The sequence below is a fragment of the Micromonospora tarapacensis genome, assembly GCF_019697375.1.
GTDB lineage: Bacteria > Actinomycetota > Actinomycetes > Mycobacteriales > Micromonosporaceae > Micromonospora > Micromonospora tarapacensis.
On sequence record NZ_JAHCDI010000004.1, the window covers coordinates 5,103,696 to 5,128,051 of the forward strand.

Annotated in this window: 19 protein-coding genes and 1 pseudogene; 10 read left to right on the forward strand and 10 right to left on the reverse strand. The window is 71.1% G+C overall.

Annotated features, from left to right (window positions below; translation table 11 throughout):
- The first annotated feature begins 72 nt into the window (after positions 1–72).
- From murJ to KIF24_RS29515, 7 genes are all read left to right on the forward strand, one after another.
- A complete protein-coding gene (gene murJ / locus KIF24_RS29485; protein ID WP_221086808.1) occupies positions 73–1,818 on the forward strand; it encodes a murein biosynthesis integral membrane protein MurJ in 1,746 nt (581 codons plus the stop codon).
- Between the two features lie 440 nt (positions 1,819–2,258).
- Positions 2,259–3,860, forward strand: coding sequence for a protein kinase family protein (locus KIF24_RS29490; protein WP_221086809.1), 1,602 nt, complete (start codon positions 2,259–2,261; stop codon positions 3,858–3,860).
- A gap of 34 nt (positions 3,861–3,894) precedes the next feature.
- Positions 3,895–4,629: an RNA polymerase sigma factor SigM gene (gene sigM / locus KIF24_RS29495; protein WP_221086810.1), complete on the forward strand. Its 735-nt coding sequence runs from the start codon at positions 3,895–3,897 to the stop codon at positions 4,627–4,629.
- Positions 4,626–5,735: a hypothetical protein gene (locus KIF24_RS29500; RefSeq protein WP_221086811.1), complete on the forward strand. Its 1,110-nt coding sequence runs from the start codon at positions 4,626–4,628 to the stop codon at positions 5,733–5,735. Before sigM ends, KIF24_RS29500 begins: the two co-directional genes overlap by 4 nt.
- 176 nt (positions 5,736–5,911) lie before the next feature.
- Entirely contained in the window at positions 5,912–6,862 is a 951-nt protein-coding gene (gene trxB / locus KIF24_RS29505) for a thioredoxin-disulfide reductase (RefSeq protein ID WP_221086812.1), read from the forward strand.
- Between the two features lie 30 nt (positions 6,863–6,892).
- A complete protein-coding gene (gene trxA / locus KIF24_RS29510) occupies positions 6,893–7,216 on the forward strand; it encodes a thioredoxin (RefSeq protein ID WP_221086813.1) in 324 nt (107 codons plus the stop codon).
- A gap of 209 nt (positions 7,217–7,425) precedes the next feature.
- Positions 7,426–8,592 carry an N-acetylmuramoyl-L-alanine amidase gene (locus KIF24_RS29515; RefSeq protein ID WP_221086814.1) on the forward strand — a complete coding sequence of 389 codons (1,167 nt, stop codon included), beginning with the start codon at positions 7,426–7,428 and terminating at the stop codon, positions 8,590–8,592.
- 36 nt (positions 8,593–8,628) lie between these two features.
- Here KIF24_RS29515 and KIF24_RS29520 read toward each other — a convergent pair whose 3' ends face one another.
- A complete protein-coding gene (locus KIF24_RS29520; protein ID WP_221086815.1) occupies positions 8,629–9,291 on the reverse strand; it encodes a GNAT family N-acetyltransferase in 663 nt (220 codons plus the stop codon).
- A 374-nt stretch (positions 9,292–9,665) separates the two neighbouring features.
- Between KIF24_RS29520 and KIF24_RS29525 the strand changes: the two genes are divergently transcribed.
- Positions 9,666–10,979 (forward strand): aminotransferase-like domain-containing protein, encoded by a 1,314-nt coding sequence (locus tag KIF24_RS29525; RefSeq protein WP_221086816.1) that lies wholly within the window; start codon positions 9,666–9,668, stop codon positions 10,977–10,979.
- 8 nt (positions 10,980–10,987) lie between these two features.
- The gene (locus KIF24_RS29530; protein WP_221086817.1) at positions 10,988–11,977 is read left to right on the forward strand and encodes a D-alanine--D-alanine ligase family protein; all 990 of its coding nucleotides are present in this window, start codon (positions 10,988–10,990) and stop codon (positions 11,975–11,977) included.
- 199 nt (positions 11,978–12,176) lie between these two features.
- Here the strand turns inward: KIF24_RS29530 and KIF24_RS29535 are convergent, their stop codons facing one another.
- The 9 genes and pseudogenes from KIF24_RS29535 to rpmH form a co-directional block, all read right to left on the reverse strand.
- Positions 12,177–13,235, reverse strand: coding sequence for a hypothetical protein (locus KIF24_RS29535; RefSeq protein ID WP_221086818.1), 1,059 nt, complete (start codon positions 13,233–13,235; stop codon positions 12,177–12,179).
- Between the two features lie 1,787 nt (positions 13,236–15,022).
- A complete protein-coding gene (locus KIF24_RS29540; protein ID WP_221086819.1) occupies positions 15,023–16,033 on the reverse strand; it encodes a ParB/RepB/Spo0J family partition protein in 1,011 nt (336 codons plus the stop codon).
- A 30-nt stretch (positions 16,034–16,063) separates the two neighbouring features.
- Positions 16,064–17,356, reverse strand: a complete 1,293-nt coding sequence (locus KIF24_RS29545; RefSeq protein ID WP_331461324.1) for a ParA family protein — start codon at positions 17,354–17,356, stop codon at positions 16,064–16,066.
- A gap of 294 nt (positions 17,357–17,650) precedes the next feature.
- Positions 17,651–18,352, reverse strand: coding sequence for a 16S rRNA (guanine(527)-N(7))-methyltransferase RsmG (gene rsmG, locus KIF24_RS29550; RefSeq protein ID WP_221086820.1), 702 nt, complete (start codon positions 18,350–18,352; stop codon positions 17,651–17,653).
- 217 nt (positions 18,353–18,569) lie between these two features.
- Positions 18,570–19,157: a Jag family protein gene (locus KIF24_RS29555; RefSeq protein ID WP_221086821.1), complete on the reverse strand. Its 588-nt coding sequence runs from the start codon at positions 19,155–19,157 to the stop codon at positions 18,570–18,572.
- Between the two features lie 210 nt (positions 19,158–19,367).
- Positions 19,368–20,356: pseudogene (yidC, locus tag KIF24_RS29560) on the reverse strand (membrane protein insertase YidC).
- A 3-nt stretch (positions 20,357–20,359) separates the two neighbouring features.
- Positions 20,360–20,647 (reverse strand): membrane protein insertion efficiency factor YidD, encoded by a 288-nt coding sequence (yidD, locus tag KIF24_RS29565; protein ID WP_221086822.1) that lies wholly within the window; start codon positions 20,645–20,647, stop codon positions 20,360–20,362.
- On the reverse strand, positions 20,644–21,057 hold the full coding sequence (gene rnpA / locus KIF24_RS29570) for a ribonuclease P protein component (protein ID WP_221087616.1): 414 nt from the start codon (positions 21,055–21,057) through the stop codon (positions 20,644–20,646). Before rnpA ends, yidD begins: the two co-directional genes overlap by 4 nt.
- A gap of 36 nt (positions 21,058–21,093) precedes the next feature.
- Positions 21,094–21,231, reverse strand: a complete 138-nt coding sequence (rpmH, locus tag KIF24_RS29575; protein ID WP_221086823.1) for a 50S ribosomal protein L34 — start codon at positions 21,229–21,231, stop codon at positions 21,094–21,096.
- Between the two features lie 632 nt (positions 21,232–21,863).
- On the opposite strand from rpmH, the gene dnaA reads away from it, so the two are divergent.
- Positions 21,864–23,687, forward strand: a complete 1,824-nt coding sequence (gene dnaA, locus KIF24_RS29580) for a chromosomal replication initiator protein DnaA (protein WP_221086824.1) — start codon at positions 21,864–21,866, stop codon at positions 23,685–23,687.
- Positions 23,688–24,356 lie beyond the last annotated feature (669 nt).

The window sequence follows — 24,356 nt, forward strand, 5'->3', positions numbered from 1 at the left end:
AACGGCCGGGGGTTGACTAAGGTCTGTGACGTGGGGCCGGTGCCGGCTCCGGCATACCCCTTGGAGGCACAGATGAGCGGCGGGCTCTACCGCAGCGCGAACGCCCAGCAGGGCGGCGTGCCCGGCGGCCGGCCCGACGACGGTGCCACGTTCATCTCCGCCGAGCCGCTGAACCAACCCGCGATGGAGTCGACCGCGCCGCCGCCGGAGCAGGTGGCGGAGGGCAGCGCCGCCGCCAACAGCGCGGTCATGGCGATCGGCAGCCTGGTCAGCCGGGGCACCGGGTTCCTGCGGACCCTCGCGATCACCGCCGCGCTGGGTTCGGCGATCGGTGACGCGTACACGACCGCGCAGATCCTGCCGGGAATGGTCTACGAGTTCCTGCTCGGCGGCATCCTCACAAGCGTGCTGATTCCGGTGCTGGTCCGGCGACGCAAGTTCGACGGCGACAGTGGCCAGGCGTACACCCAACGGCTGCTCACCCTGGCCGTGCTCGCCCTCGGCACGGCCGCGGTGCTCGCGGTCGCGCTGGCACCGGTGCTCACCTGGCTGTACGCGAGTGACCAGTCCAGCGACGAGTACCGGAGCCTGGTGACCGCCCTGGCCCGGCTGATGCTCCCGATGATCTTCTTCACCGGCCTGAGCGCGTTGATCAGTGCGGTACTCAACACCCGGGGGCACTTCGCCGCGCCGATGTGGGCGCCGATCCTGAACAACATCGTGGTGATCGCCACGGCCGGCCTCTACATCGCGAGCTTCGGGACGGACGTCCTCGACCCGGGCCAGATGACCGACGGCCGGATCCTGCTGATCGGCGGCGGGACGCTGCTCGGCGTGGCCGTCCAGGCCGGTGGGCTGCTGCCGGCGCTGCGCAGGGTCGGGTTCCGGTGGCGCCTCCGGTTCGACTTCCGCGCGCTCGGTCTCGGCGAGCTGGGCCGGCTGGGCGCCTGGATGTTCTGCTACGTGGCGGTCAGCCAGCTCGGCCTGATCGTGGTCTTCAACCTGCTCAGCCGGACCAGCGGGCAGGCGGCCGGCGCACTGATCTACAACAACGTCTTCCTGCTGCTGATGATGGCGCACGGCATCATCGCGGTCTCGATCATCACGGCGCTGATGCCCCGGATGAGCGCCGCCGCCGCCGACGGTCGGTACGCCGACCTCGCGGCCGACCTCTCCCGGGGCACCCGCACGGTCTCCGCGGTGCTCGCCCCGGTCGCGGTCTGCTACGCCGTGCTGGCCACCCCGATCGCATTCACGCTGTTCCGGTGGGGTGCCTTCGACGCCGACGATGCCCGCTCCACCGCCCCGGTGCTGCTCTTCGCCGCCGTGGCACTGGTGCCGTTCGCGGTGAGCCAGCTCTTCACCTTCGCCTTCTACGCGCTACCCGACACCCGCACCCCGGCGTTGGTGAACATCCCGGTGGTGGCGCTGCGGGCACTGGTACAGATCGGGCTGTTCGTGGCCTTCTCGGCGAGCTTCGCCGCCTCGGGGATGATGATCGGCAACGCCGTCTCGTACCTGGCCGCCGCCATCGCGTCCGCCTGGTTGCTGCGGCCCCGGGTGGGCCGCATCGGGCTGGGCGCGATCCTGCGCACCCTCGGGCGGGTGGCGATCGCCGCGCTCGGCTCCGCCCTGGCTGGTCTGCTGGTGGTGTTCCTGCTGCCGGGCGACGACACGCCGACCAGGACGCAGGCGATCGTGCAGTTGCTGGTCGGCGGCGCGGTGATCGGCGGTACGTATCTGGTCCTGGCCAGCGTGCTACGGATCTCCGAGATCACCGAAGTGGTGGGCCTGGTCCGCCGCCGGCTCGGCCGCTGATCACCGACGACGACCGAGGAAACCCAGAGTGACGATGGATCACCAGCCTGGGGATGTGCCTGTGGATAACTCCGCGCGTCGCCGCTCACCTGCCGGGCGCTCCTGTGGATAACCGACCGGACGGCCCGGTATGCCCGGCCGATCGATGGGAACTCCACCGGCGCCCGACCCGCCGCCACATCCTGCGCCGCCCTGCGGGGGCGGTGGAGGGCAGCCTCTAGATTGGCTGGTACATGCGCCAGCGACGTGCTCGACAACGGTGGCAACCGGACGAATCCACCCGACCGCGAACACCGCTGTCGGTCACGGCGGGAAGATGACATGTCGGGGACCCGGCCAACCCGGGTAAGGTCGCTATCGACGGGTACGGCAGGTACCGGCGCGCGCCACCACGTTGGGACCGGTCGGCCGTCACCAGACGAAGGCGGAGCGGGAAACAGATGCCCAGCAGCGCGGGTCCATCGATCGGCACGACCACCGAGGGAGGACGGGTGACCCAGGTCGGCGAGGGTCAGGACGCGGACGAGACCACGCCGCCGGTCATGACCTTCGGTGCTCCGACGGCCGGTGAGATCCTCGCCGAGCGTTACGAACTGGTCGAGCACATCAACAACGACAGCGCGGGCCGCCTGGTCTGGCGCGGTGTCGACGTGGTGCTGCGCCGGCCCGTCGCGGTCGTCATGCGCTACCCGGGCGGCGCCTCCGCCACCGAGATGCTCCAGGCCGCCGTCGCCGCCAGCCGGGTCATCCACCCCAATCTGGTCGGCGTCTACGACGCCATCGACGAGGCCGATCGGGCCTACGTGGTGCGCGAGTGGGTCGACGGGCAGTCGCTGCGGGACCTGGTCGCGGACGGGCCGTTCGACGCCGCTCGCGCCACCGCCGTCGGCAACTCCGTCGCCAGTGCGCTGGCCGCCGTGCACGCCACCGGCATGGTCCACGGCAACGTCCACCCCGGCACGGTGATGATCAGTGACGACGGCCGCGTCGTGCTCGCGGACGCGCGCACCGACGGGGCCGACTCCCAGGAGAACGACGTCCGGGCGGTCGGCGGAGTCCTCTACTTCGCGATGACCGGTTACTGGCCGCACAACGAGGCACCGCTGCGCGGCGCCACCGCCGGGCACGGTCGTGCGGCCATTCCCGACGCGGTGCGCGACGCCAACGGTGTGGTGGCGGCGCCACGCCAGGTCCGGGCCGGCGTGCCGGCCTACCTCGACGACCTGACGATGGACCTGCTCGACGGCGGGATAGCACCGCCGTCGTCGGATGTCCTGGCCGCGGAACTGGCCCGGCTCGACGTACCCGACGACGACTACCTCGACAACAGTGGCCCGCTGCGTTTCGCCGGTGACACCGGCGACGAGCCGTCGCCGCTGGCGGCGGCGGGCGGACGCAAGGTCGCCCTGGGCATCGCCGGCCTGCTGGCGGTGGCCCTGGTGGGGCTCCTCATCGGCATCAGCACGCTGGGCGACGACGAGGATCCACAGACCAACCCGGTCGCCGCGCCGAGTTCCAGCGCTCCGGTGACCGAGGATGAGCCTGCGGCACCGGCCGTCCGGAAGCTGGCGATCAGCGGCGCTCGGATCATCGACCCCGACAGCAACGACCGCGCCGAGGTCCGTGACGCCGAGAAGGTCTTCGACGGCGACCAGGACGAGGGCTGGTCGACGCAGACGTACCGCGGTAGCGGCAATTTCGGCAACCTCAAGCGGGGCATGGGCGTCTGGATCGACCTGGGCGACCAGCACACGGTCAAGTCGGTGCAGGTGAATCTCTCCGACACCGGCGCCTCCGCAGAACTCTTCACCGGCACCGTCGACGCCCCCTCGAACAGCTCGGGCGACGACCAGATCCTCACCGCGTACCAGAAGAACCGGATCGGGCAGCCCTTCGAGGCGCACGACGGCACGACCATGACCTTCGACGGCTTCGACGCCGACCAGAAGTACCGCTACCTGCTGTTCTGGATCACCGAGCTGCCGCCGAACGGAAGCGGCTTCAAGGTCGGGGTGCAGGAGATCACGGTCCAGGGGTCATGAGGCACCAGCGCGGCGGCACCCACCGGGGCCGGTGATGGAGGTACGCGACGCCGGGCGGAACCCCACGGGTGCGGCGTCGGCGGGCGGCCCGGTCAGCGACCTCGATCTGCTGCATGCCCACGTTGCCGGCGACCGGGACGCGTTCGGCGAGTTGTTCCACCGCCACCGGGATCGGCTCTGGGCGGTTGCCCTGCGGACGATCGGCGACCGTGAGGAGGCCGCGGACGCCCTCCAGGACGCGATGCTCTCCGCCCACCGCGCCGCCGGCCGGTTCCGGGGTGATTCGGCCGTCACCACCTGGCTGCACCGGATCGTGGTGAACGCCTGCCTCGACCGGATCCGCCGCCGCCAGGCCCACCCGACGGTGCCGCTGCCCGACGGTACCCGCGGTCCCGAGGATGGTTCAGGCGTCGGCGGCGTCGAGCCGGCCGCACCGGTACGCGACCACGACACCGCGATGGTCGTGCGGGACGCCCTCGCCGCGCTTCCGCTGGAGCAGCGGGCCGCACTCGTCCTGGTGGACGTCCAGGGTTACCCGGTCGCCGAGGTCGCGCGGATCCTCAGGGTGGCCGAGGGAACGGTCAAGAGCCGGTGTGCCCGGGGCCGCGCCCGCCTGGCGGTGACGCTCGGGCACCTGCGGCCCCGGCCGGCCCCCGACGGCGGGTCGAACGTGCCGGGGGTCACCGGGGGGAACCCGGGGCCCTCCCCAGGCGTCCGATCGGGGTCGGGGCGGTCCCGATCGTCTGCCGACCAGCAGGAGGAAGCGTGAGCACCGGGGAGTTCAGCGGGGTCGACCACGACCTGCTCGCCGACTACCTCGGCGGCGCGCTGGACGGCACCCCGGAGCAGGGGGGGGTCGCTCGGCTCGTCGCGCAGGACCCGGCCTGGGCACAGGCCCATGCCCTGCTGGCCCCGGCCCTCGACGGCGTTCGTGCCGAACTGGCCGAATGGGGTGCGCCGGCAGCGGAGCTGCCGGCGGAGATCGCCGACCGGATCCGCACCGCCCTCACCGCCGATCTTCCCGCCGCCGCCAACGCCAACGCCGCCGGCACGGATGATCACCCTACGGTCGGCGGCCCGGAAGTGGCCGCTCCGTCCCGCCTGGTGACCGCGGCGGCGGGCATCACGGGTGACGCCGACGAACCGGAGGCGGCGGGCGGGAAGGTGGCCGCCGTACCGCCCCAACCGCTGCGTGGATCCCGGCGACCCGGTGGCACGCCGCGTCCCGGGCAGGAGCGGAGCGTCCCGTCCCGGCCGGGCCGGCGGCGACGCTGGGCCCGGCTCGCCGGTCCGGTCGCGCTCGCCGCCGCCACGGTGGTCGGGTTGGGTGCCCTCCAGCTGTCCCGGCCCGACCAGGGCGACGAAGCGGCGACCGGCACCGCGCTCAACGATCGGGGCGCCAGTCCGGTCGTGCCGCACGGGTATCTGCCGCAGGAGTCGGCGACCGATGCGGCGACCGGACGTGCCCCCGCTGCGGCCCGACCTTCCTTCCGGATCGTCGACGCGCCGCAGCGCAGCGGTACCGACTACACGCCGGAGGCGCTGCTGGGGGCCGTGCCACCGATCAGGCAGTTCTCCACGGGCACCGAACCGGAGGCCGGCGGGCAGAGCGAGGAGCGGCTGCCCGGCCCCGGCGACCTGACCCGGCTCGGCGACCAGAGGGCGTTGAACGCCTGCCTCGCCGAGATCGGCGCCGAGCACGGCGGCGGGCCACTGGCGTTCGAGGTGATCGACTACGCCCGCTTCCAGGGGCTTCCGGCACTGGTCGTACGCTTCACCGACGTCTCCGGTGGGCAGTGGGCGTGGGTCAGCGGGCCCGAGTGCGGTGTCCCCGGGTCCGGCTCGGACCCCCGTTACCGCACGCGGGTAGGGTGAATCAACGCCGCACCGGACGTTTGACCGTCCACGTGACGTGACCCACCGGATGACCTGCTCGGGAATTCCCGCTTCGTACGATGACGTTCTGCACATCAGTTGCCGCCGCGTCGGCACTCGGATCGGCATCGGCAGATACGCCGGTGAACGACAGTCAACACGATTGGGAGACGGCAGTGGACGAGGTCCGCAACCTGGTCATCATCGGCTCCGGGCCGGCCGGCTACACCGCGGCGGTGTACGCGGCGCGCGCCAACCTCAACCCACTGGTCATCGAGGGCGTGCAGTCCGGCGGCGCGCTGATGACCACCACCGAGGTGGAGAACTTCCCCGGTTTCGCGGACGGCATCCTCGGTCCCGAGCTGATGGACAACATGCGCAAGCAGGCCGAGCGGTTCGGTGCCGAGTTCCTGACCGACGACGTCACCCGGGTCGAGTTGGCCGACACCGGCCACCCGGGCACGGTGAGCACCGTCTGGGTCGGCGAGAACGCCCACCGGGCCCGGGCGGTCATCCTCGCCACCGGTTCCGCCTGGCGTCCGCTCGGCGTCCCCGGCGAGCAGGAGTACCTCGGCCACGGCGTCTCCTCCTGCGCCACCTGCGACGGCTTCTTCTTCCGCAACCAGCACATCGTGGTCGTCGGTGGCGGTGACTCGGCGATGGAGGAGGCCAGCTTCCTGACCCGCTTCGCCGACTCGGTGACCATCATCCACCGTCGGGACTCGTTCCGGGCAAGCAAGATCATGGCTGAGCGGGCGCTGGGCAACGACAAGATCAAGGTCGAGTGGAACACCGTGGTCGAGGAGGTGCTCGGCGCGGACGGCAAGGTCTCCGGCGTACGGGTGCGTAACGTCCACACCGGCGAGGCCAAGGTCCTCGACGTCACCGGCGTGTTCGTGGCGATCGGCCACGACCCGCGCAGCGAGCTGTTCCGCGGGCAGGTGGAGATGGACGACGAGGGCTACGTGAAGGTCGAGGCGCCGAGCACCCGGACCAGCATCCCCGGCGTCTTCGCCGCCGGAGACCTGGTCGACCACACGTACCGGCAGGCCATCACGGCGGCCGGCACCGGCTGCGCGGCCGCCCTGGACGCGGAGCGCTTCATCGCCACCCTGCCCAGGAGCTGAACCAACACATCGGAGGAGGAGGGGTCAACAGTGGGAGCAACCAAGTCGGTCACCGACGCGAGTTTCGCCGTCGACGTGCTGAAGTCCGACAAGCCGGTCCTGGTGGATTTCTGGGCTGAATGGTGCGGCCCGTGCCGCAAGGTGTCGCCGCTGCTGGAGGAGATCGCCGGCGAGATGGGCGACCAGGTCAGCATCGTCAAGCTCAACATCGACGAGAACCCGGAGACCGCCCGGACGTACCGGGTGATGTCGGTGCCCACCCTCACCGTGTTCAAGAACGGCGAACCGGTGCAGTCGATCGCGGGTGCCAAGCCCAAGGGCGAACTGCTCAAGCTGATCGAATCGGCGCTCTGACCCCAGCGACACCGTCGCCGCCGACCCCGTGCCAGGCATACCGGCACGGGTCGGCGCGTTTTTCCCCGCCCGCCACTCCTGCGGATCGCCCAGCGCATAACCTCGAACCCGGGGGCGCCGGACGCCGGTGACCACCCGGTCCCGCAAACGGCGCCCGCACGCCGTCGACGGGCCCGGCCAGCCACCGACCGTGCAGAGGGGGTCGTGCGGTGCGTCCGATCCGTCCCGGTGACCGGGGACCCGCAGTGACCGAGATCCGCGCGGTGCTCACCGGTCTCGACCTCCTGTCCAAGACGAGCGGCCCGTACAGCGACGAGTTCGACGCGGCCACCGAGCGGGCCGTACGCGCGTTCCAGCAGTCCAGAGGGCTCAGCGTCGACGGCCGGGTCGGCGCCGAGACCTGGCGCGCGCTCGACGCCGCCCGCTGGCGCCTGGGCGCCCGCACCCTCTACCACGCGGTACCGGTCCCGCTCACCGGCGAGGACGTCCGGTCGCTGCAGGAACGGCTGCTGGAGATGGGGTACGACGTCGGTCGCGCCGACGCCATCTACGGCATCCGCACCTCCCGTGCGGTCGCCCAGTTCCAGCGCGAGGTGGGGCTCGCCCCCGACGGCACCTGCGGCCCGTACACCATGGGTGCGCTGCGCCGGCTGGGCCGCAAGGTGGTCGGCGGCCGGCCGCAGTGGCTGCGCGAGTCCGACGCCATCCGGCAGTCCGGCCCGACCCTGGTCGGTCGGACGGTGGTCATCGACCCCGGTCACGGCGGCACCGACCCGGGGGTCGTGGTGCCGGACGGGCCGCTGCGCTGGACGGAGGCCGACCTGGTACACGACCTGGCCAGCCGGCTCGAGGGGCGGCTCGCCGCGTCCGGCGTGCGGGTGCAACTGACCCGCGGACCGTCACCGGCGACCTGCCTGCCCGACATCGACCGGGCGCAACTGGCCAACTCCCTCGGTGCCGACGTGTTCGTCTCGCTGCACACCGACCAGCACGCCAACCCGTCCGCGGAGGGGGTCGCGACGTACCACTACGGCACCGACAACGGGGTGACCTCGGCGACCGGCGAGCGACTTGCCGGCCTGGTGCAACGGGAGATCGTCGCGCGTACCGGGCTGCGGGACTGCCGTACCCACGCGAAGTCCTGGGATCTGCTCCGGATCACCCGGATGCCGGCGGTACGCGTCGAGATCGGTTACCTCACCTCGCCGAGCGACCGGGAGCGGCTGGTCGATCCCCGGTTCCGGGACAAGCTGGTCGAGGCGATCGTGGCCGCGGTGCAGCGGATGTACCTGCCGGTGGAACGCGACGTACCCACCGGCTCGATCGACGTGAGCGAGCTGCGGGCGGCAGTCGCCGCGGGCACCGTGGTCGACTGAACGGCTCGCCGACCGGCGGTCGGCGGTCGGGCCGGCTCAGCCGGCGGATCGGGTGGCCGGGGTCGGGCGGACCGGGCGCAGCAGCGACTCGGGGCTCATCGAGCCGAGCAGCTTCTCCAACGCGTACTCGACGTCGGACTTCCAGCTCAACGCCGTCCGCAGTTCCAGCCGCAGGCGGGGGAAGCGCGGATGCGGGCGGACCGTCTTGAAGCCCACCGAGAGGAAGAAGTCGGCAGGGGCGACGCAGGCCCCGGCGGGATCGGCGTCGTCGCCGAACTTCGCGTCGCCGAACGCCTCGATCGCCTTGATCCCCCGCTTGGTCAGATCCCGGGCCACCCCCTGGACCAGCATCCGGCCGAGCCCACCACCGGAGAACGCGGGCACCACGTTCGCGGTCATCAGCAGCGCCGCGTCGGCGGAGACCGGCGAGGTCGGGAACGCCATCGAGCGGGGCACGTAGGCCGGCGGAGCGTACATGACGAAGCCGGCCGGCAGGCCGTCGACGTAGACCAGCTTGCCGCAGGAACCCCATTCCAGCAGGGTCTGCGACACCCACGCCTCCTTCTCCAGCCCGGGGTCGCCGACGGCGCAGGCCCGATCGGCGGAAACCGGATCAAGCTCCCAGTAGACGCACTGCCGGCAGGGACGGGGCAGGTCCTCCAGGGTGTCCAGGGTCAGGCTGACCAGACGTCGCGACATTGACGCTTCCCCACACTAGGCTCGGAGGTGGGACCGGCCCACGCGGCATCGCCGCGCGAACGGCTCAACCGGCACCGGCCGCACGAGCGGCCTCAACCGGCACCGGCCGCACGAGCGGCCCAGACGGCACCGCCGCATTCCTGCCCCCCGACGAGCGATCGTACGCCGCCGATCGGCGGCGCGGGAGAGGACGCACGAACGTCCACCTCAGGAGCGCTCGCCACCGGTCCGGCATGTGGACGTGCGAATAATCAGGGGCTCCTCGGGTGACGTGGGGCGGCTAGGATCGACACTCGGCGCGCCGTGCCGCCATGGTCGCCGGTGTGCGGGGTACCCGGCACGGTAGCCGTCCGAGCAGCCATCGAGGTGATGTGATGACCGGCACGACACTCGACGACTACACCGACCGGTACGCCCGCCGGGTGCGCGGAATGACCGCCTCCGAGATCAGGGCGCTGTTCGCGGTCGCCAGCCGGCCGGAGGTGGTGTCGCTCGCGGGCGGTGCTCCGTACATCGCCGCGCTGCCGCTGGACGCCGTCGGCGAGATGCTCGGCCGGCTCGGTGCCGAGCACGGGACCACCACGCTGCAGTACGGCATCGGGCAGGGAACCCTGGAGCTGCGGGAGCGGATCTGCGAGGTGATGGCCCTCTCCGGCATCGACGCGTCCTGCGGCGCCTCGCCGGAGGACGTGGTGGTGACCGTCGGCGGGCAGCAGGCGCTCGACCTGATCGCCCGGCTCTTCCTCGACCCGGGCGATGTGGTGCTCGCCGAGGGGCCGACCTACGTCGGTGCGCTCGGCGTGTTCCAGGCCGCCCAGGCGCAGGTCGTGCACGTTCCGATGGACGACGACGGCCTGATCCCGGAGGCGCTGGAGACCGCCATTGCCGATCAGGCCCGCGCCGGGCGGCGGGTCAAGTTCCTCTACACCATCCCCACCTACCAGAACCCGGCCGGCGTGACGCTGACCGAGGAGCGGCGGGAGCGGGTGCTCGACATCTGCGAACGCGCCGGCCTGCTGGTGGTCGAGGACGATCCGTACGGCCAGCTGGGCTTCGAGAGCGAGGCGCCGGCGCCGCTGCGGGCGAGGCGCCGCGACGGCGTCTTCTACCTCAGCACCTTCTCCAAGACCTTTGCCCCCGGACTGCGCGTCGGGTGGATCCTCGCGCCGCACGCCGTACGCGAAAAGCTGGTGATCGCCAGCGAGGCGCAGATCCTGTGCCCCAGCGCGTACGCCCAAGCCGCCGTGACCACCTACCTCAGCAGCATGCCATGGCGTGAGCAGTTGAAGATCTACCGGGAGGTCTACCGGGAGCGGCGGGATGCGATGCTCACCGCGCTGGAGGATCTGATGCCGGCGGGGACCAGGTGGACCGTTCCCGGCGGCGGGCTCTTCGTCTGGGCGACACTGCCGGACGGGCTGGACTCGAAGGCGATGATGCCCCGGGCCATCGCCGCACGGGTCGCGTACGTCCCTGGGACGGGCTTCTACGCCGACGGGAGTGGCAACGGTCACATCCGGCTCAACTTCTCGTTCCCCCCGCCCGAACGGATCCGGGAAGGCGTCCGCCGGCTGGCCAGCGTCATGGAACAGGACATCGCCATGCGGCGGGTTTTCGGCGCGGTCGGTGGGCCCGGCACCCGACGCGGGCGGGCCGGCTCGGACGCACCGGGTCCCGACTTGGCATGATGCCCGGCATGGGTGTCACCGCTGCCGAAGAAGGCTTCGTGTCCGGTCCCGCCACCACCGACCTCCATGTGCTCGTGCTCGCCGGTGGTCTGTCATACGAACGTGACGTGTCGCTGCGCTCCGGCCGCCGGGTGCTCGACGCGCTGCGTGCCGTCGGGATGGAGGCCGAGTTGCGCGACGCCGACGTCGCCCTCCTTCCGGCGCTGACCGCCGATCCACCCGACGCCGTGGTGATCGCCCTGCACGGCGCCACCGGCGAGGACGGCTCGCTGCGCGGAGTGCTCGACCTCTGCGGCGTGCAGTACGTCGGATGTGATGCCCGGGCCTCCCGCCTGGCCTGGGACAAGCCCTCGGCGAAGGCGGTGCTGCGCGAGGCGGGCATCGCCACCCCGGACTGGGTCGCTCTGCCGCACGACCGGTTCAGCGAGCTGGGGGCGGTCGCCGTACTGGACCGAATCGTGGACCGGCTGGGGCTGCCTCTGATGGTGAAGCCCGCGCAGGGCGGTTCCGGCCTCGGCGCCGCCGTGGTCCGGGATGCGGCGTCGCTGCCGGCAGCCATGGTCGGTTGTTTCGCGTACGACTCGACCGCACTCGTCGAGCGGTACGTGCCCGGCATGGACGTGGCGGTCTCCGTCATCGACCTGGGCGACGGTCCGCAGGCGCTGCCTCCGGTCGAGATCGTGCCACGCAACGGGCTGTACGACTACGCCGCCCGCTACACCGCCGGCCGGACCACCTGGCACACGCCGGCCCGCCTGGAGCCCGCGGTGGCCGAGTCGGTGGCACAGGTCGCGCTGGCCGCCCACAGCGCGCTCGGCCTGCGTGACCTCAGCCGGGTCGATCTGATCGTCGACTCGACCGGTCGGCCGAACGTCCTCGAGGTCAACGTCTCGCCCGGAATGACCGAGACGTCGCTGCTGCCGCTCGCGGTGCAGGCGTCCGGTCTCGACTTCGGGCAGGTGATGGGCGGCTTGGTCGCCCGCGCCGCCGCTCGCTGACCGGGCCCGCCTTTGTCGAGCCGACGCGGCTCCGCACGCCGGTCTACGCGGATTACCCGAGCGGTCTCTGCCGGCTCGACCCGGCGGTAGGGGCCGGGCAGGTAACCCGGCCGGCCGGTCGAGCCCGCCTCCTACCCAGGACCCGCCCGGCTCGGTCCGCTGCCCGCCCAGCTCGGTCGGCTGAGCGGGCAGCCGGCGCTCAGGTGGCGTTCGGCCTGCCGGCCGGGCCGGCAGGGTCGCCGGGCTCGCCCACCGGCAGACCGGCATCGCCCGGCGGATCCGCCGCCGGTCCCGGGCCTTCGGTCCGCGGACCGGGCTCACCAGCAGCAGACCTCTGGACCTGTTCCGTGTCAGGCGGATTCGCGTCGAGGGCTTCGCTTCTCCGGTTGCTGTTGGCGGATTCCTGCTCCGCGCCCGGCGTGCCGAGCGTCGCCTGACTCGTGGGCCGGGGCCGAGCGGAGGCATCCGTGGCAGCTTCCTCCCGCTGCCCGGCAGGCGCCGTCGGCTCCGGGTCGCTGTCCGAGACCGGCGCCCCATTTTCGGTCTGGGTGGGCTGCGTTCCGCTAGCCGGAACATCGGGTGGTTCGGCCGTCTCCCCGATGGCGTCCAGGAGCGACCCGCCCTCGGTCGGCTCCTTCCGGCCGGGCGCGGCCGACTGGGCGGCGATGCTGGACGGGGCCTGCCACTGGATGCGGGGCGGTTCGGCGAGTGGGCGTCCACCAAATTCGGCAAGCCAGGCCGCAACGAGTGCGAGGTTCTCCCGCCACCGGTCTTCGGAGATGGGCGGCAGGATCGAGTCCCAGAGGGACAGGAAGGTGCCCCGGAGTTGAAGCCGTCCGTACGGCCGGGCGAGGAACCACATGTGGAGATGAGCCGACCCATCACCCCAGCGGTTGACGTGCACTCGGGCCACCCCGTCGAGTGAACGGATCGCCCGTTCGAGCCGTACCGTCATCACACCCAACTCGGCGGCGAGCAGGTTCGGCAGGTCGCCAAGATCCAGGTGTGAACGGGACTCCAGGATGAGAACCATCGGCAGGCCGGTGGGACGGTCCATGGCTCGCACCCGCCACCGCTCGCCGACCCAGATGTAGGCCTCGTCGGGTGCCTGACAGGCGGTGCATTCCCGGTGGGCCTCGCCCTTTCGGGGCGGTTCGACCGGGACCGGATCGGCGAGCTGCTTGACCCGCAGGTCGCCCTCGAAGGGAAACGACGGCCACTGAGTGAAGTCCGGTATTGAGGGAGGGGTGTCGCGCACGACGCTGACCCTAACCGAGTCGGGCACTGCTGTCCCTACCCGAATCACCTTCGGCTTCGACGGGTGCTCGAATGGCGGGTCAGCGCGAACCCCACCGCTCTCCCCAGAGTTATCCACAGGCTGGCGGATACCTCCGCACCGGCCACCATCCCCGGTTCGACAAGGGGTTTCGGTCTCTTGTTTCACGTGAAACCACGCGAGCCTGTGGACAACCGGTGTGGATAACTATCACGCGGCCGGAATCCGCTGCTGGGCCGGTCCCGAAGTCCTCGGTCAAGCCCAGGCGGCGGCCGACAAGGGACTCTAGGCAGGGGCCGAGGTCGGCGTCCAGGAGCGTCGCCCGGCGTCGCGGTGGTCCAGGCGTCGCGGTGGCGACCGCTGCCGGACGGAGCACCAGACACCCGTGGCACGCCGATCGGACGGCCTTGTTTCACGTGAAACGAGGCGACCTGCCGCACCGCACAATGCAGTGCAGTCATACATGATTCGCCCTCCGCGTCCGCAGAGAACCCGCCTTTCCCGTCCAGGTGAGAACGCCGCCGCTATCGCCGGGGACCTCGGTGCCCGTCCCATTCTCGGGGGCGTACCCTCCCGAGCCTGGCAACCTCCGAGTGACGGCGCATCTTCGGCGTTCAACGCGAGGGCTGGCGGACTCGACAGGGTGACCTCTCGGGCCCCTGCATCGAAGCCCTCGCCGACCGACCGGCCTGCACGGGCCTGGACGGCGATCGGCGGCATCGGTGTCAAGGGCGCCAGTTTTCAGCCGCCGTCGACAGTCGGAGACCGGTCCGGCTACAACGCCGACATGCGGCCCCGATCTCCGCCTCGCCGGCGCCGCCTGGAGTCGATCTCGGCTCGACCAAGAACGTCGACCCAGGACGTGGGGCGTGCCTGCCGGAGCTCCGACGGCGCGACGAACCCAGACGAGCCCGGCGACGATGGCGGGTCTCCGCCTGCCTGGGCTCGGCTCCACGAGTTCCAGGAAACACCAGTGCGACGGACCGTGCGACCGCGACCGCCAGCATCCGGGACCGGCCGTCGCCTCCGGCGCCTGCCGATCACTCCCTCGCACGGAAGCCGTGCCCGGTGTGCCCGTGCCCGGTGTGCCCGTGCCCGGCAACGGTGAAGAGCGGCAGCGAGCGGTTGGGCCTCTGGGCACCGCGGCACGGATGGGGCATCGGGTTGCGCGGGTAGTGGTCGGTCTCGGCGGTGGAAGCGGTCGAGACCCGGCCACCGAGTCCGCCGGCGGAACGGCCGGCACCACGCGCTGCATCGGGTGGCGCCCGCCAGCGAGGCGTGACGGGGAAGGTGTGGCGATCGCTGGAGGCGCGGTTTCACGTGAAACAGGGGGGCGAGGTAGTCGGCTCTCCTGATGATCACCTCCGGCCGGACCTCGAAGCGGTGGACGCGGATTCCGGTGCACCAACTCCCCGGTGCCGGCGGCCTGGCGGTCGGGCGGAGTTGACGCGCGGGGCGGTGGGGTCCGTCGAGCGGTGCATCGCGGTGAAGGACTGCCGCACCGAGGCAGACCGGGACCGGTGCCGGCGTGCCCGTCGCCGTGGAACGTGACTGCCTGTCCGGGCCGCGCCGGCGGTCCGGGCGACAGACCTGACGCTGGAGCCATCTCCTGGAGACCCAGACGGTGGCCTCCAGGGGCCGCCGTGGGCACCACGGTCGTGCCGGCCTGTCCGGAGTGGGGCAAGGATGCGTCAACGCCGTAGCGGCCCGGACAGACGGAACGGCCGCCCCTCAGGTTCTGAGGAGCGGCCGACTGGAGTCCTGCTGTTTCAGTCCTCGGGTTCCTCGCGTTCGACCCCGATGATGCCGACGATCCGCTCGAGATCGTCCACCGTGGCGAACTCGATAGTTATCTTGCCCTTGCTCCGCCCGATGTCGACCTTCACCCGCGTGTCGAAGCGGTCGGAAAGCCGGTCGGCCAGGTCGTTGAGTGCGGGCGCGTGCGGCGTCGGCCGCCGCCTCGCGGACTCCTTCTTGCTCGGCCCTTCGCTCAGGGCCAGCGCGACGATTTCCTCGGTGGCCCGGACCGACAGGCCTTCGGCGACGATCCGCAGTGCCAACTGCTCCTGCGTCTCGGGATCCTCCAGACTGAGCAGCGCCCGAGCGTGCCCGGCGGACAGCACGCCGGCGGCGACGCGACGCTGCACCTGCGCCGGCAGGTTGAGCAGTCTGATGGTGTTCGAGATCTGCGGTCGGCTGCGGCCGATCCGCCGGGCCAACTCTTCGTGAGTGGCCCCGAACTCCTCCAGCAGTTGCTGGTAGGCGGCGGCCTCCTCCAGCGGGTTCAGATTCGCCCGGTGGATGTTCTCCAGCAGTGCGTCCCGCAGCATGGCGTCGTCGCGGGTGTCACGCACGATCGCCGGGATGTTGTCACGGCCGACGGCCTGGGCGGCTCGCCACCGTCGCTCGCCCATGACGAGTTCGAACTTCTCGTCGTCCAGCTGGCGCACCACGATCGGTTGGAGGAAGCCGACCTCCTGGATGGAGGTCTTCAACTCCTCCAGGGCCTCCTCGTCGAAGACCTGCCGGGGCTGCTTCGGGTTCGGCACGATCGAGTCGACCGGGATCTCCGCGAAGCGGGCACCGGGTACCGGGCTGAGCATGTGGTCAGTGGCAGTGGTCGGAGCCGGCGCTGCCGGCGCGGGAGGCACGGCTGCGACCGGCGCTCCACTCGCTCCCGCGGTCAGCGTGCTGGCTCCGGCGCCAGCATCCTGCACCGGCGCGGTCGGAATGAGCGCCCCCAGGCCCCGTCCCAGCCCGCCCCGAGGACGGTTCTTCATGCCACGCCTCCCCGCGCCTCGTTCGCCGCACTACGCATTCCGGCCCACCGGCTCCTTGGCGCCCCGCTCGGCGATCTCCTGGGCGGCCTCGAAGTAGCTCGTCGCCCCCCGCGAACCGGGATCGTAGGTCATCACCGACTGGCCGTAGCTGGGCGCCTCGGAGACTCGCACGTTACGCGGGATCACCGCCTGGAGCACCTTGTCACCAAAGTGGTTCCGGACGTCCTGCTCCACCGCGTCGGCGAGACGGGTACGCCGGTCGTACATGGTGAGCAGGATGGTGGAGACCTCCAGCCGCGGGTTGAGGTGCTGGCGGACCAGGTTGATGTTGCTGATGAGTTGGTTCAGCCCTTCGAGTGCGTAGTACTCGCACTGGATCGGGATGAGCACCTCCTGCGCTGCCACCAGCGCGTTGACGGTCAGCAGCCCGAGCGAGGGCGGACAGTCGATGAAGACGTAGTCGAAGTGCCCGGGGTAGGCGGTGATCGCCCGCTCCAGGCGCGACTCACGGGCCACCACGGAGACCAGCTCGATCTCCGCACCTGCCAGGTCGATGGTGGCCGGGACGCACCAGAGGTTGGGGATGCCCTCAACGGCCTGGGTCACATCCTCCAGGGGCACGCTGTTGATCAGACAGTCGTAGACGTCCGGCACCCCGGTGTGGTGCGGGACGTTCAGCCCGGTAGAGGCATTGCCCTGTGGATCAAGATCGACCACGAGTACCCGGTTACCGTGCAGGGCCAGTGCCACCGCCAGGTTCACCGTGGTCGTGGTCTTTCCGACGCCGCCCTTCTGGTTGGCGACGCACATGACCCGGGTCCGTTCCGGCCGAGGCATGGTCACCTCGCCACTGGGATTCAGGATCTGCACGGCGCGCATCGCCTCCATAGCCAACGGTGGGTCATCCTCTTCGCGCATCGGGGTTTCACGTGAAACGTACGCGGCCTCGGTGGTGGCCGGCGGGTAGGAACCGGCCGGGGGCGTGGGCGTGTCGGGTGCCACTCGGGGATCCGGCACCGCGACGGGTGTCGCGTGGTTGGACGCGACCGCCTCGAACCGGGTGGAGGCGGTCGTGTTAGGCCGGATCGGGATCACCCGCGCGTCGGGGGATGCGTTGGCCGGGCGCCCCACCGGATCCGTGCCGTCCCGCCCTTCCGGGGCCGGCGACCACGGGGCACCCGACGTCGGCGCATTCCGGCCGGACTCCGGTGGGCCCTGCGATGCGCCGGCCGGCTGCCGTTTCGGATAGTCGGTTTCACGTGAAACAGGGTCACCCACCGCCCCGGTCACACGAGGATCGTCGTACCTACCGTCGTCATGCACCTGTCATCCCTGCCCGCTTCGGATGGTCGGTCCGCACCCGTCAACCGGGCCACTTGCGCACACTGTCCCGCAGAGGTGCCGCCCGGTGAGAGCGGCCGGGCCCCGGAGGGAGATCCATCGCCGCCCGCTCCACACTATCGACGCGCGGCCAGCCTACGGCGCACAGGCGCGGCCGGTCCACGTCGGGTTCTCAACCCGCCGGGCATACGGGTGCGACCCGGCGACGGGAAGGCCGCCCGAGGGCAGGTCACGTCCGGTCGCGCCCGTCGAGGATCCGTTTGCCCGGCCCGGCCCTCACCGCCGACGCGAGCGGGACTTCCTGGACGACGGCCGGGCGGCCGGGCCGACCAGTCGTTCCCGGACGATCTCGACCACCGTGGTCGGCGGATCCACGATCCCCTCACCGCAACGACGCAGCACGGGCGGTGCACCGCCGAGACGGCGCACTGCCGGTTCATGGTCGACGATCTCCTCGGCCGCCGCGGCACCCTTCAGCGCGACCAGGCGTCCACCCGGCCTGGCCAGCGGCAGACACCAGGCGGCCAGGCGGTCCAGCGGCGCGACCGCCCGAGCGGCCACCACGTCGCCGACCAGCGGGTCCGGCCCGGCCGCAGCGTCCTCCGCTCGACCGCGGAACACCCGCACCGAACCGGTCAACGCCAGCACGCGCACCGCCTCCTCAAGGAAGACGGTTCGGCGGGCCAGCGGCTCGACCAGCGTCACCGTCAGGTCCGGCCGGGCAATGGCGAGCACCAGACCGGGAAGTCCCGCGCCCGATCCGACGTCGAGCACGGTCGTGCCGGACGGAATCAGCTCGGCCACCACGGCGCAGTTCAGCAGGTGGCGGTCCCAGATCCGGGGTGCCTCTCGCGGGCCGATCAGCCCTCGCACCACTCCGTCGGTGGCCAGCATCTCGGCGTACGCGGCGGCAAGGTCGAGGCGGTCACCGAACAGCCGGCGGGCCGCGGTGGCCAGTTCGGGCGGTAGCACCGCCACGGTGGATGCTGGCGGAGTGGACCCGGCCGATCCCGCGCGCGCGGGCGACACGGTCGGTCCAGTCCGCGCCGCCGCACCCGCCCGGGCGGGCGGAGTCGGTTCGACCTCGGACGGCTCCGGCGGCGCCGCCGGCCCTGGCGGGACAGCCGCCGGCCCGGGCGGCGAACCACCCGGGCCGGACGGGGTAACGCCCATGGCGTCGTCCGGGGTCACCCGCTCAGTCCACTGGACGGACGACGATACGCCGGTTGGGCTCGACGCCCTCGGATTCGCTCTCCACCCCGTCGATCGCGTTGACCACGTCGTGGACGCACTTGCGCTCGAAGGCCGACATCGGCTCCAGCCGGACCGGCTCACCGTGCTCCTTGACCTTCTCGACGGCATTACGGGCGACCGCCGCGAGTTCCTTGCGTCGGCTGGCCCGGTAACCCCCGACGTCGAGCAGCAGCCGGCTCGGCGAACCGGTCTGCCGGAAGATGGCGAGCCGGGTCAGCTCCTGGAGCGCCTCAAGGGTGGCACCGCGCTGACCGACAAGGCTCTGCAGGCGGCCACCGACCACCTCCACCACCGGTCGGCCACCCGACACGAGTTCGTCGATGTCGCCGTCATAGTCGAGGATGTCGAGCAGCCCTTCGACGTAGTCGGCCGCGATCTCACTCTGCCGGAACAGCTCACTTTCGCCGGCCGCCCTGCTGGGCGCCGATTCGGCGTCGATCTCCTCCGGCTCGCCCTCGTCCGGAGCCGCCGCGGTCGGCTCCTCGTCGTCCAAGGGCTGTTCGGCTCGGGGGATGCTGGTGTCGGTCACGGTGTCATCTCCGTACTCGCTCGGCCGGACCTCGGGTCCGCTGGTTTCCCGCGGCCGGCGGGACGTCGCCGGTGCCCGCGGGCACGTCTGTAGGGGCAGTCTCGCCCGTCCACCACGTCGCGCGTGGTGCTTCGCGCACCGGCGCCAGCCTTACGGCGGCTGCGCGGCGCAACGGGCCGCCGCCGGTCTCCCGGCGGCGGCCCGGACGATTCAGCCCTGCCGCTTGGCGGGGCGGCCCTTCTTCGGGTTGGCCGGCTTGGCACCCGGCTTCGGCCCGGCGACCTTCGGCGCGGCCGGCGGCGGGGCGCGGCGGCCGGCTTGCTCCGGCCGAACAGACCACTGGTCTTCGCCGGTTGCGCCCCGTTTCGCGCCGAGATACCCGGCTTGCTGCTGGTCGCGGTCACCGGCGGCGGAAACTTGCGCAGCACCCACTGTTGCTGACCGAGGGTGAAGAGGTTGTTGGTGACCCAGTAGATGATCACGCCGATCGGGAAGATCGCGCCGGAGACCAGCAGCGACAGCGGGATGCCGTAGAGCATCAACCGCTGGATCATGCGCTGCTGCGGGTCCTCCGCCCAGCCGGTCTTGAGGATCATCTGACGGCTGGTGAGGTACGTGGTGCCCATCATCACCAGCACCAGGATGCCGGCCATGATCTTGACGACGGTGCCGTTGGCACCGAGTTGGGCGAGTTCCGCGGCGGTGGAGCCGAACTTGCTGGCGATCGGGGCGGTGAAGAGGGTGGCGTCGGAAGCGCTGTTGAACTGCTCGACGGTCCAGCCGTAGATGTCCTTGTTGGTCTTGCCCGGGTCCGGATTGAGCCGGCGCAGCACGTGGAAGAGGCCGAGGAAGACCGGGATCTGGAGAAACATCGGAAGGCAGCCCATCAGCGGGTTGGCCTTTTCCTTCCGGTAGAGCTCCATCATCTCCTTCTGGAGCGTCTCCCGGTCACCCTTGTGCTTCTCCTGTAGGGCCTTCACCTGGGGCTGGAGCGCCTGCATCGCCCGCTGCGACTTGATCTGCTTGACGAAGATCGGGAACAGAATCACCCGGACGGTGACCACCAGGAAGATGATGGCGAGGATCCAGGCCCAGTTGGTGCCGACGACCGCGGCGTCCGGAATCCCGATGGCCTCCCAGGCCGAATGCCAGGCCAGCAGGATCCACGAGATCGCATAGTAGATCCAGTCGAGACTCAATTCTCAGGCTCCAGTCACGTCGGCAGATCGGCGGCCGCCCGGCTCCGGCACCGGGTCGTATCCACCAGGATGGAATGGGTGGCAGCGCGACAGCCGCCGGACCGTCAGACCGGCTCCCCGGAGCGCGCCGTGCCGGGCCACCGCCTCGAGGGCGTATGAACTGCACGATGGGTAGAACCGACAACGGGCCGGCAGCGCCGGACTTATCCACCGACGGTACGCGATGATGGGTAGGGTCAGCACCCGGGCACCCGGGGTAGCCGGACGGGACGGTGCCGGCTCGGGGCTCACCGGGGCCGCCTACCCCGGCCCGACCGGGCGGCGGCGAGCCCCGCGTCCAGATCTGTGCCGAGTCGCTCATACCCGGCATCCGCCGCGGCCGGCAGGGCGCGTACGACGAGAGTGCTTCCGGCCGGCAGGTCGGCGAGCCGTTCCCGGGTCAGGTGCCGCAACCGGCGACGGACCTTGTTCCGGACCACCGCGGGCCCGACCGTCTTGGAAACCACGAAGCCGGCGCGGGAGACCGGTGCGGAGTCTGCCTCCGTACCGTCCCGCGCCGGCTTCGACGCTGTGTCTTCGGCTCCAGGGGTGCCCGGCAGGGTCAGGTGGACGACCAGCGTGCCGCGGCCGGCTCGGCGGCCACCACGGACCGCTGCGGCGAAGTCGCTACTGCGCCGCAGTCGTTGCGCGGCCGCCAGCACGAACGCCACGTCCTTTCGGAGCGGACCCGATCGGCCTCAGGCCGTCAGGCGGGCGCGACCCTTGGCGCGACGGGTCGAGATGATGGCGCGGCCGGCCCGGGTGCGCATGCGCAGCCGGAAGCCGTGGGTCTTCGCGCGCCGGCGGTTGTTCGGCTGGTAGGTGCGCTTGCTCACGTCAGGCTCTCCGTTGTCGGACGCCCCGGGCGAGACGATCGCCGGGTCGTGGTGGTCCGGGCCGCCGGTGCGGTGGCTCCGATCGGCGCTGCCCGGGCGGTGCACATGCCTCGGCGACGCGGGGAGCGACCGTGGGCAGCAGGCACTCGTCAAGCCTAGCAGAGGGCGTGCGAGCAGCCTCTCCAGCCTAAGTCGGGGGGCAATCACCGTCAAACCGGTCTCCCGGGCAGGTACCTGCGATCGAAGGCGGGGAGAGCGGCTGTTTTCACTGATGCCGACAGGGGCGAGGCGCGCCGACGGTTGATGCTGCGGCGACAACGCTGTTACCGTGCCCGATTGCGGTCAGCGTCTCCAATTCCGGGATGTCGCCGGCAGGCAAGACCGGACACGGTAGTGAATCGTTCGGCACGGTGAGCCCGCTTCAGTGCCCGGCCACGGCAGGGGGCAGGTCCGACCCGCGTCCGGCGGGCGGCCACAATCGGTCGGTACACAGGCTGTGGATAACTTGTGGAGAACGACCGGTGCGGGCGCCCGGCTGGTAACAAGCGAGGTCACGCCCGCCCGGTGCGAGGCCTCCGGACCGCCGGGGGAACGGCGACGTCCGGGAGCAGAGGCGAGGGGGTGGCACGACGGTGGCCAGTACGACCGACCTTGCCGCGGTGTGGACGGCTACGACCGACGACCTCGCCGACGAGATCATCTCCGCGCAGCAGCGGGCGTACCTCCGGCTGACCCGGCTGAGGGCCATCGTCGAGGACACCGCCCTGCTGACGGTGCCGGACACCTTCACCCGGGACGTCATCGAGTCCCGGTTGCGGCCGGCCATCACCGAGGCGCTGACCCGGCGGCTGGGCCGGCCGATCCAGGTCGCGGTGACCGTCCGCGCGCCCGATGACGGCCGGACCGCCGGCACGGTCTATCGCAGCGCCCCGGGATCCGGCCCGGCCGGCCATGACGGCGGCCCAGCCGACCTCGACGGCCGGCCGGCCGGCCAGGAGTCGGAGACCGACGCCGGCCGGCCACAGCTGCCGCTCATCCCCGAACAGCCGCACCCGGGCCGGTTCGACCGGTCGCTGCCGGACCCGCCGCCGACCGAGGGCCGCACCGGTCCCGGCCCGGCCGACGGCCAGGAAGCCCTCTTCAACACCGGGTTCGGCGAGCCGCCCCAGGTGACCGAGACCAGCCGGCGGCCTCCGGAGCGGCTCGGCTTCACCGGGCCGACAGGTCGCCTCGACCCGCCGGCCAACGGCCCGCACGGCTACGCAAGCCGTTACGGCGACGAGGCCGCCGGTCCGCCCCGCGACCAGCACGTGATCCGATCGATGCCATCCGGCGGAGGCACCGACAGCGGACCGGGCCGCAGTGGCACGGATCACCGCCCCGTCGGGCGGGACGATCGACGGCTGCCGACCGGCGCGGACAGCGGCGGCAACCGGCTCAACCCGAAGTACATGTTCGAGACGTTCGTCATCGGCTCCTCCAACCGGTTCGCGCACGCCGCCTCGGTGGCCGTCGCCGAATCGCCGGCGAAGGCGTACAACCCGCTGTTCATCTACGGCAGCTCCGGGCTGGGCAAGACCCACCTGCTGCACGCCATCGGGCACTACGCCACCACGTTGGGCAACGCCCGTTCGGTGCGGTACGTCTCGACCGAGGAGTTCACCAACGACTTCATCAACTCGCTGCGGGACGACAAGACCAGCGCGTTCCAGCGCCGCTACCGCGACGTCGACATCCTGCTGATCGACGACATCCAGTTCCTGGAGAACCGCGAGCGGACCCAAGAGGAGTTCTTCCACACCTTCAACACGCTGCACAACGCCAACAAGCAGATCGTGATCACCTCCGACCGCTCGCCCAAACAGCTGGCGACGCTGGAGGACCGGCTGCGGACCCGCTTCGAGTGGGGCCTACTCGCCGACATCCAGCCGCCGGACCTGGAGACCCGGATCGCGATCCTGCAGAAGAAGGCCGCCCAGGAGCGGTTGTACGCCCCGCCGGACGTGCTGGAGTTCATCGCCTCCCGGGTGTCGAACTCGATCCGGGAACTGGAAGGCGCGCTGATCCGGGTCACCGCCTTCGCCAGCCTGACCCGCTCGAACGTGGAGCTGTCGCTGGCCGAGGAGGTGCTGCGGGACTTCATCCCGGACGGCACCGGCCCGGAGATCACCGCCGACCAGATCATGGTCTCCACCGCCGACTACTTCGGGGTGAGCCTGGAGGATCTGCGCGGGCACTCCCGCTCGCGGGTGCTGGTCAACGCCCGCCAGGTCGCCATGTACCTGTGTCGCGAGCTGACCGACCTGTCGCTGCCCAGGATCGGCCAGGCCTTCGGTGGGCGGGACCACACCACCGTCATGCACGCCGATCGCAAGATCCGTCAGCAGATGGCCGAACGGCGCTCGCTCTACAACCAGATCGCCGAACTGACCAACCGGATCAAGCAGAACACCTGAGGTTGACGGCCGCGGTCCCGCCGCGCGTCGCCGAGAGGCCCGGCCGGAACACCGGTCGGGCCTTTTTTGCGTTCGCTGCTTGACCCTCGACGAGGTGTAGACCACATCGTCGAGGGCGTGTCCGCTCCGCCTCCCGCTCGTTGTCCACAGCTCGTTGTCCACCGTCGGTGGACAACCACGCGACGTCAGCATCCGGTTACCCACAGCCTGTGGAGAAACCCTGGGGACAACGTTGTGGACGCCTGGGGATGCCTGGGGACAACCGGGCGCCCCGTCCACCGACGGCGGCCTCCCTGTGGAAACGCTGTTGAAGGTTCTGGGGACGACGGTGCACGAGGCGACCGCGACGATCCACAGGACTGGGGAGAAAGTCGGTGGATTACCGGTGGACAACCGGTGGACGACGGTGGACAACCATGTGCCCGCGAGCCGCCTGTGGACCACGAGCCGGGTTCTACCCCTGCTTCTCCACAGCGAAGTCACCGGTGGATAACCGGTCTGACCTGCTCGGACTCGGGTTCTCCACAGTTTGCACAGGTGCGATGAAGACGATGAGTTATCTCTTCTAAAAGAACTAAAACCCAATCATCACCGTTGGACTTCCTGTGGATCGGCCGACAGTCGCCGGACAGACCGTCAGCAGCGACACGATCGACGGGGTCGGGCACA

What these genes read in the sequence shown, in the direction of transcription:
- murJ (WP_221086808.1), top strand. Translation starts at nt 73, where the DNA reads ATGAGCGGCGGGCTCTACCGCAGCGCGAACGCCCAGCAGGGCGGCGTG.
- KIF24_RS29490 (WP_221086809.1), top strand. Translation starts at nt 2,259, where the DNA reads ATGCCCAGCAGCGCGGGTCCATCGATCGGCACGACCACCGAGGGAGGA.
- sigM (WP_221086810.1), top strand. Translation starts at nt 3,895, where the DNA reads ATGGAGGTACGCGACGCCGGGCGGAACCCCACGGGTGCGGCGTCGGCG.
- KIF24_RS29520 (WP_221086815.1), bottom strand. Translation starts at nt 9,291, where the DNA reads ATGTCGCGACGTCTGGTCAGCCTGACCCTGGACACCCTGGAGGACCTG.
- KIF24_RS29525 (WP_221086816.1), top strand. Translation starts at nt 9,666, where the DNA reads ATGACCGGCACGACACTCGACGACTACACCGACCGGTACGCCCGCCGG.
- KIF24_RS29530 (WP_221086817.1), top strand. Translation starts at nt 10,988, where the DNA reads ATGGGTGTCACCGCTGCCGAAGAAGGCTTCGTGTCCGGTCCCGCCACC.
- KIF24_RS29540 (WP_221086819.1), bottom strand. Translation starts at nt 16,033, where the DNA reads ATGAAGAACCGTCCTCGGGGCGGGCTGGGACGGGGCCTGGGGGCGCTC.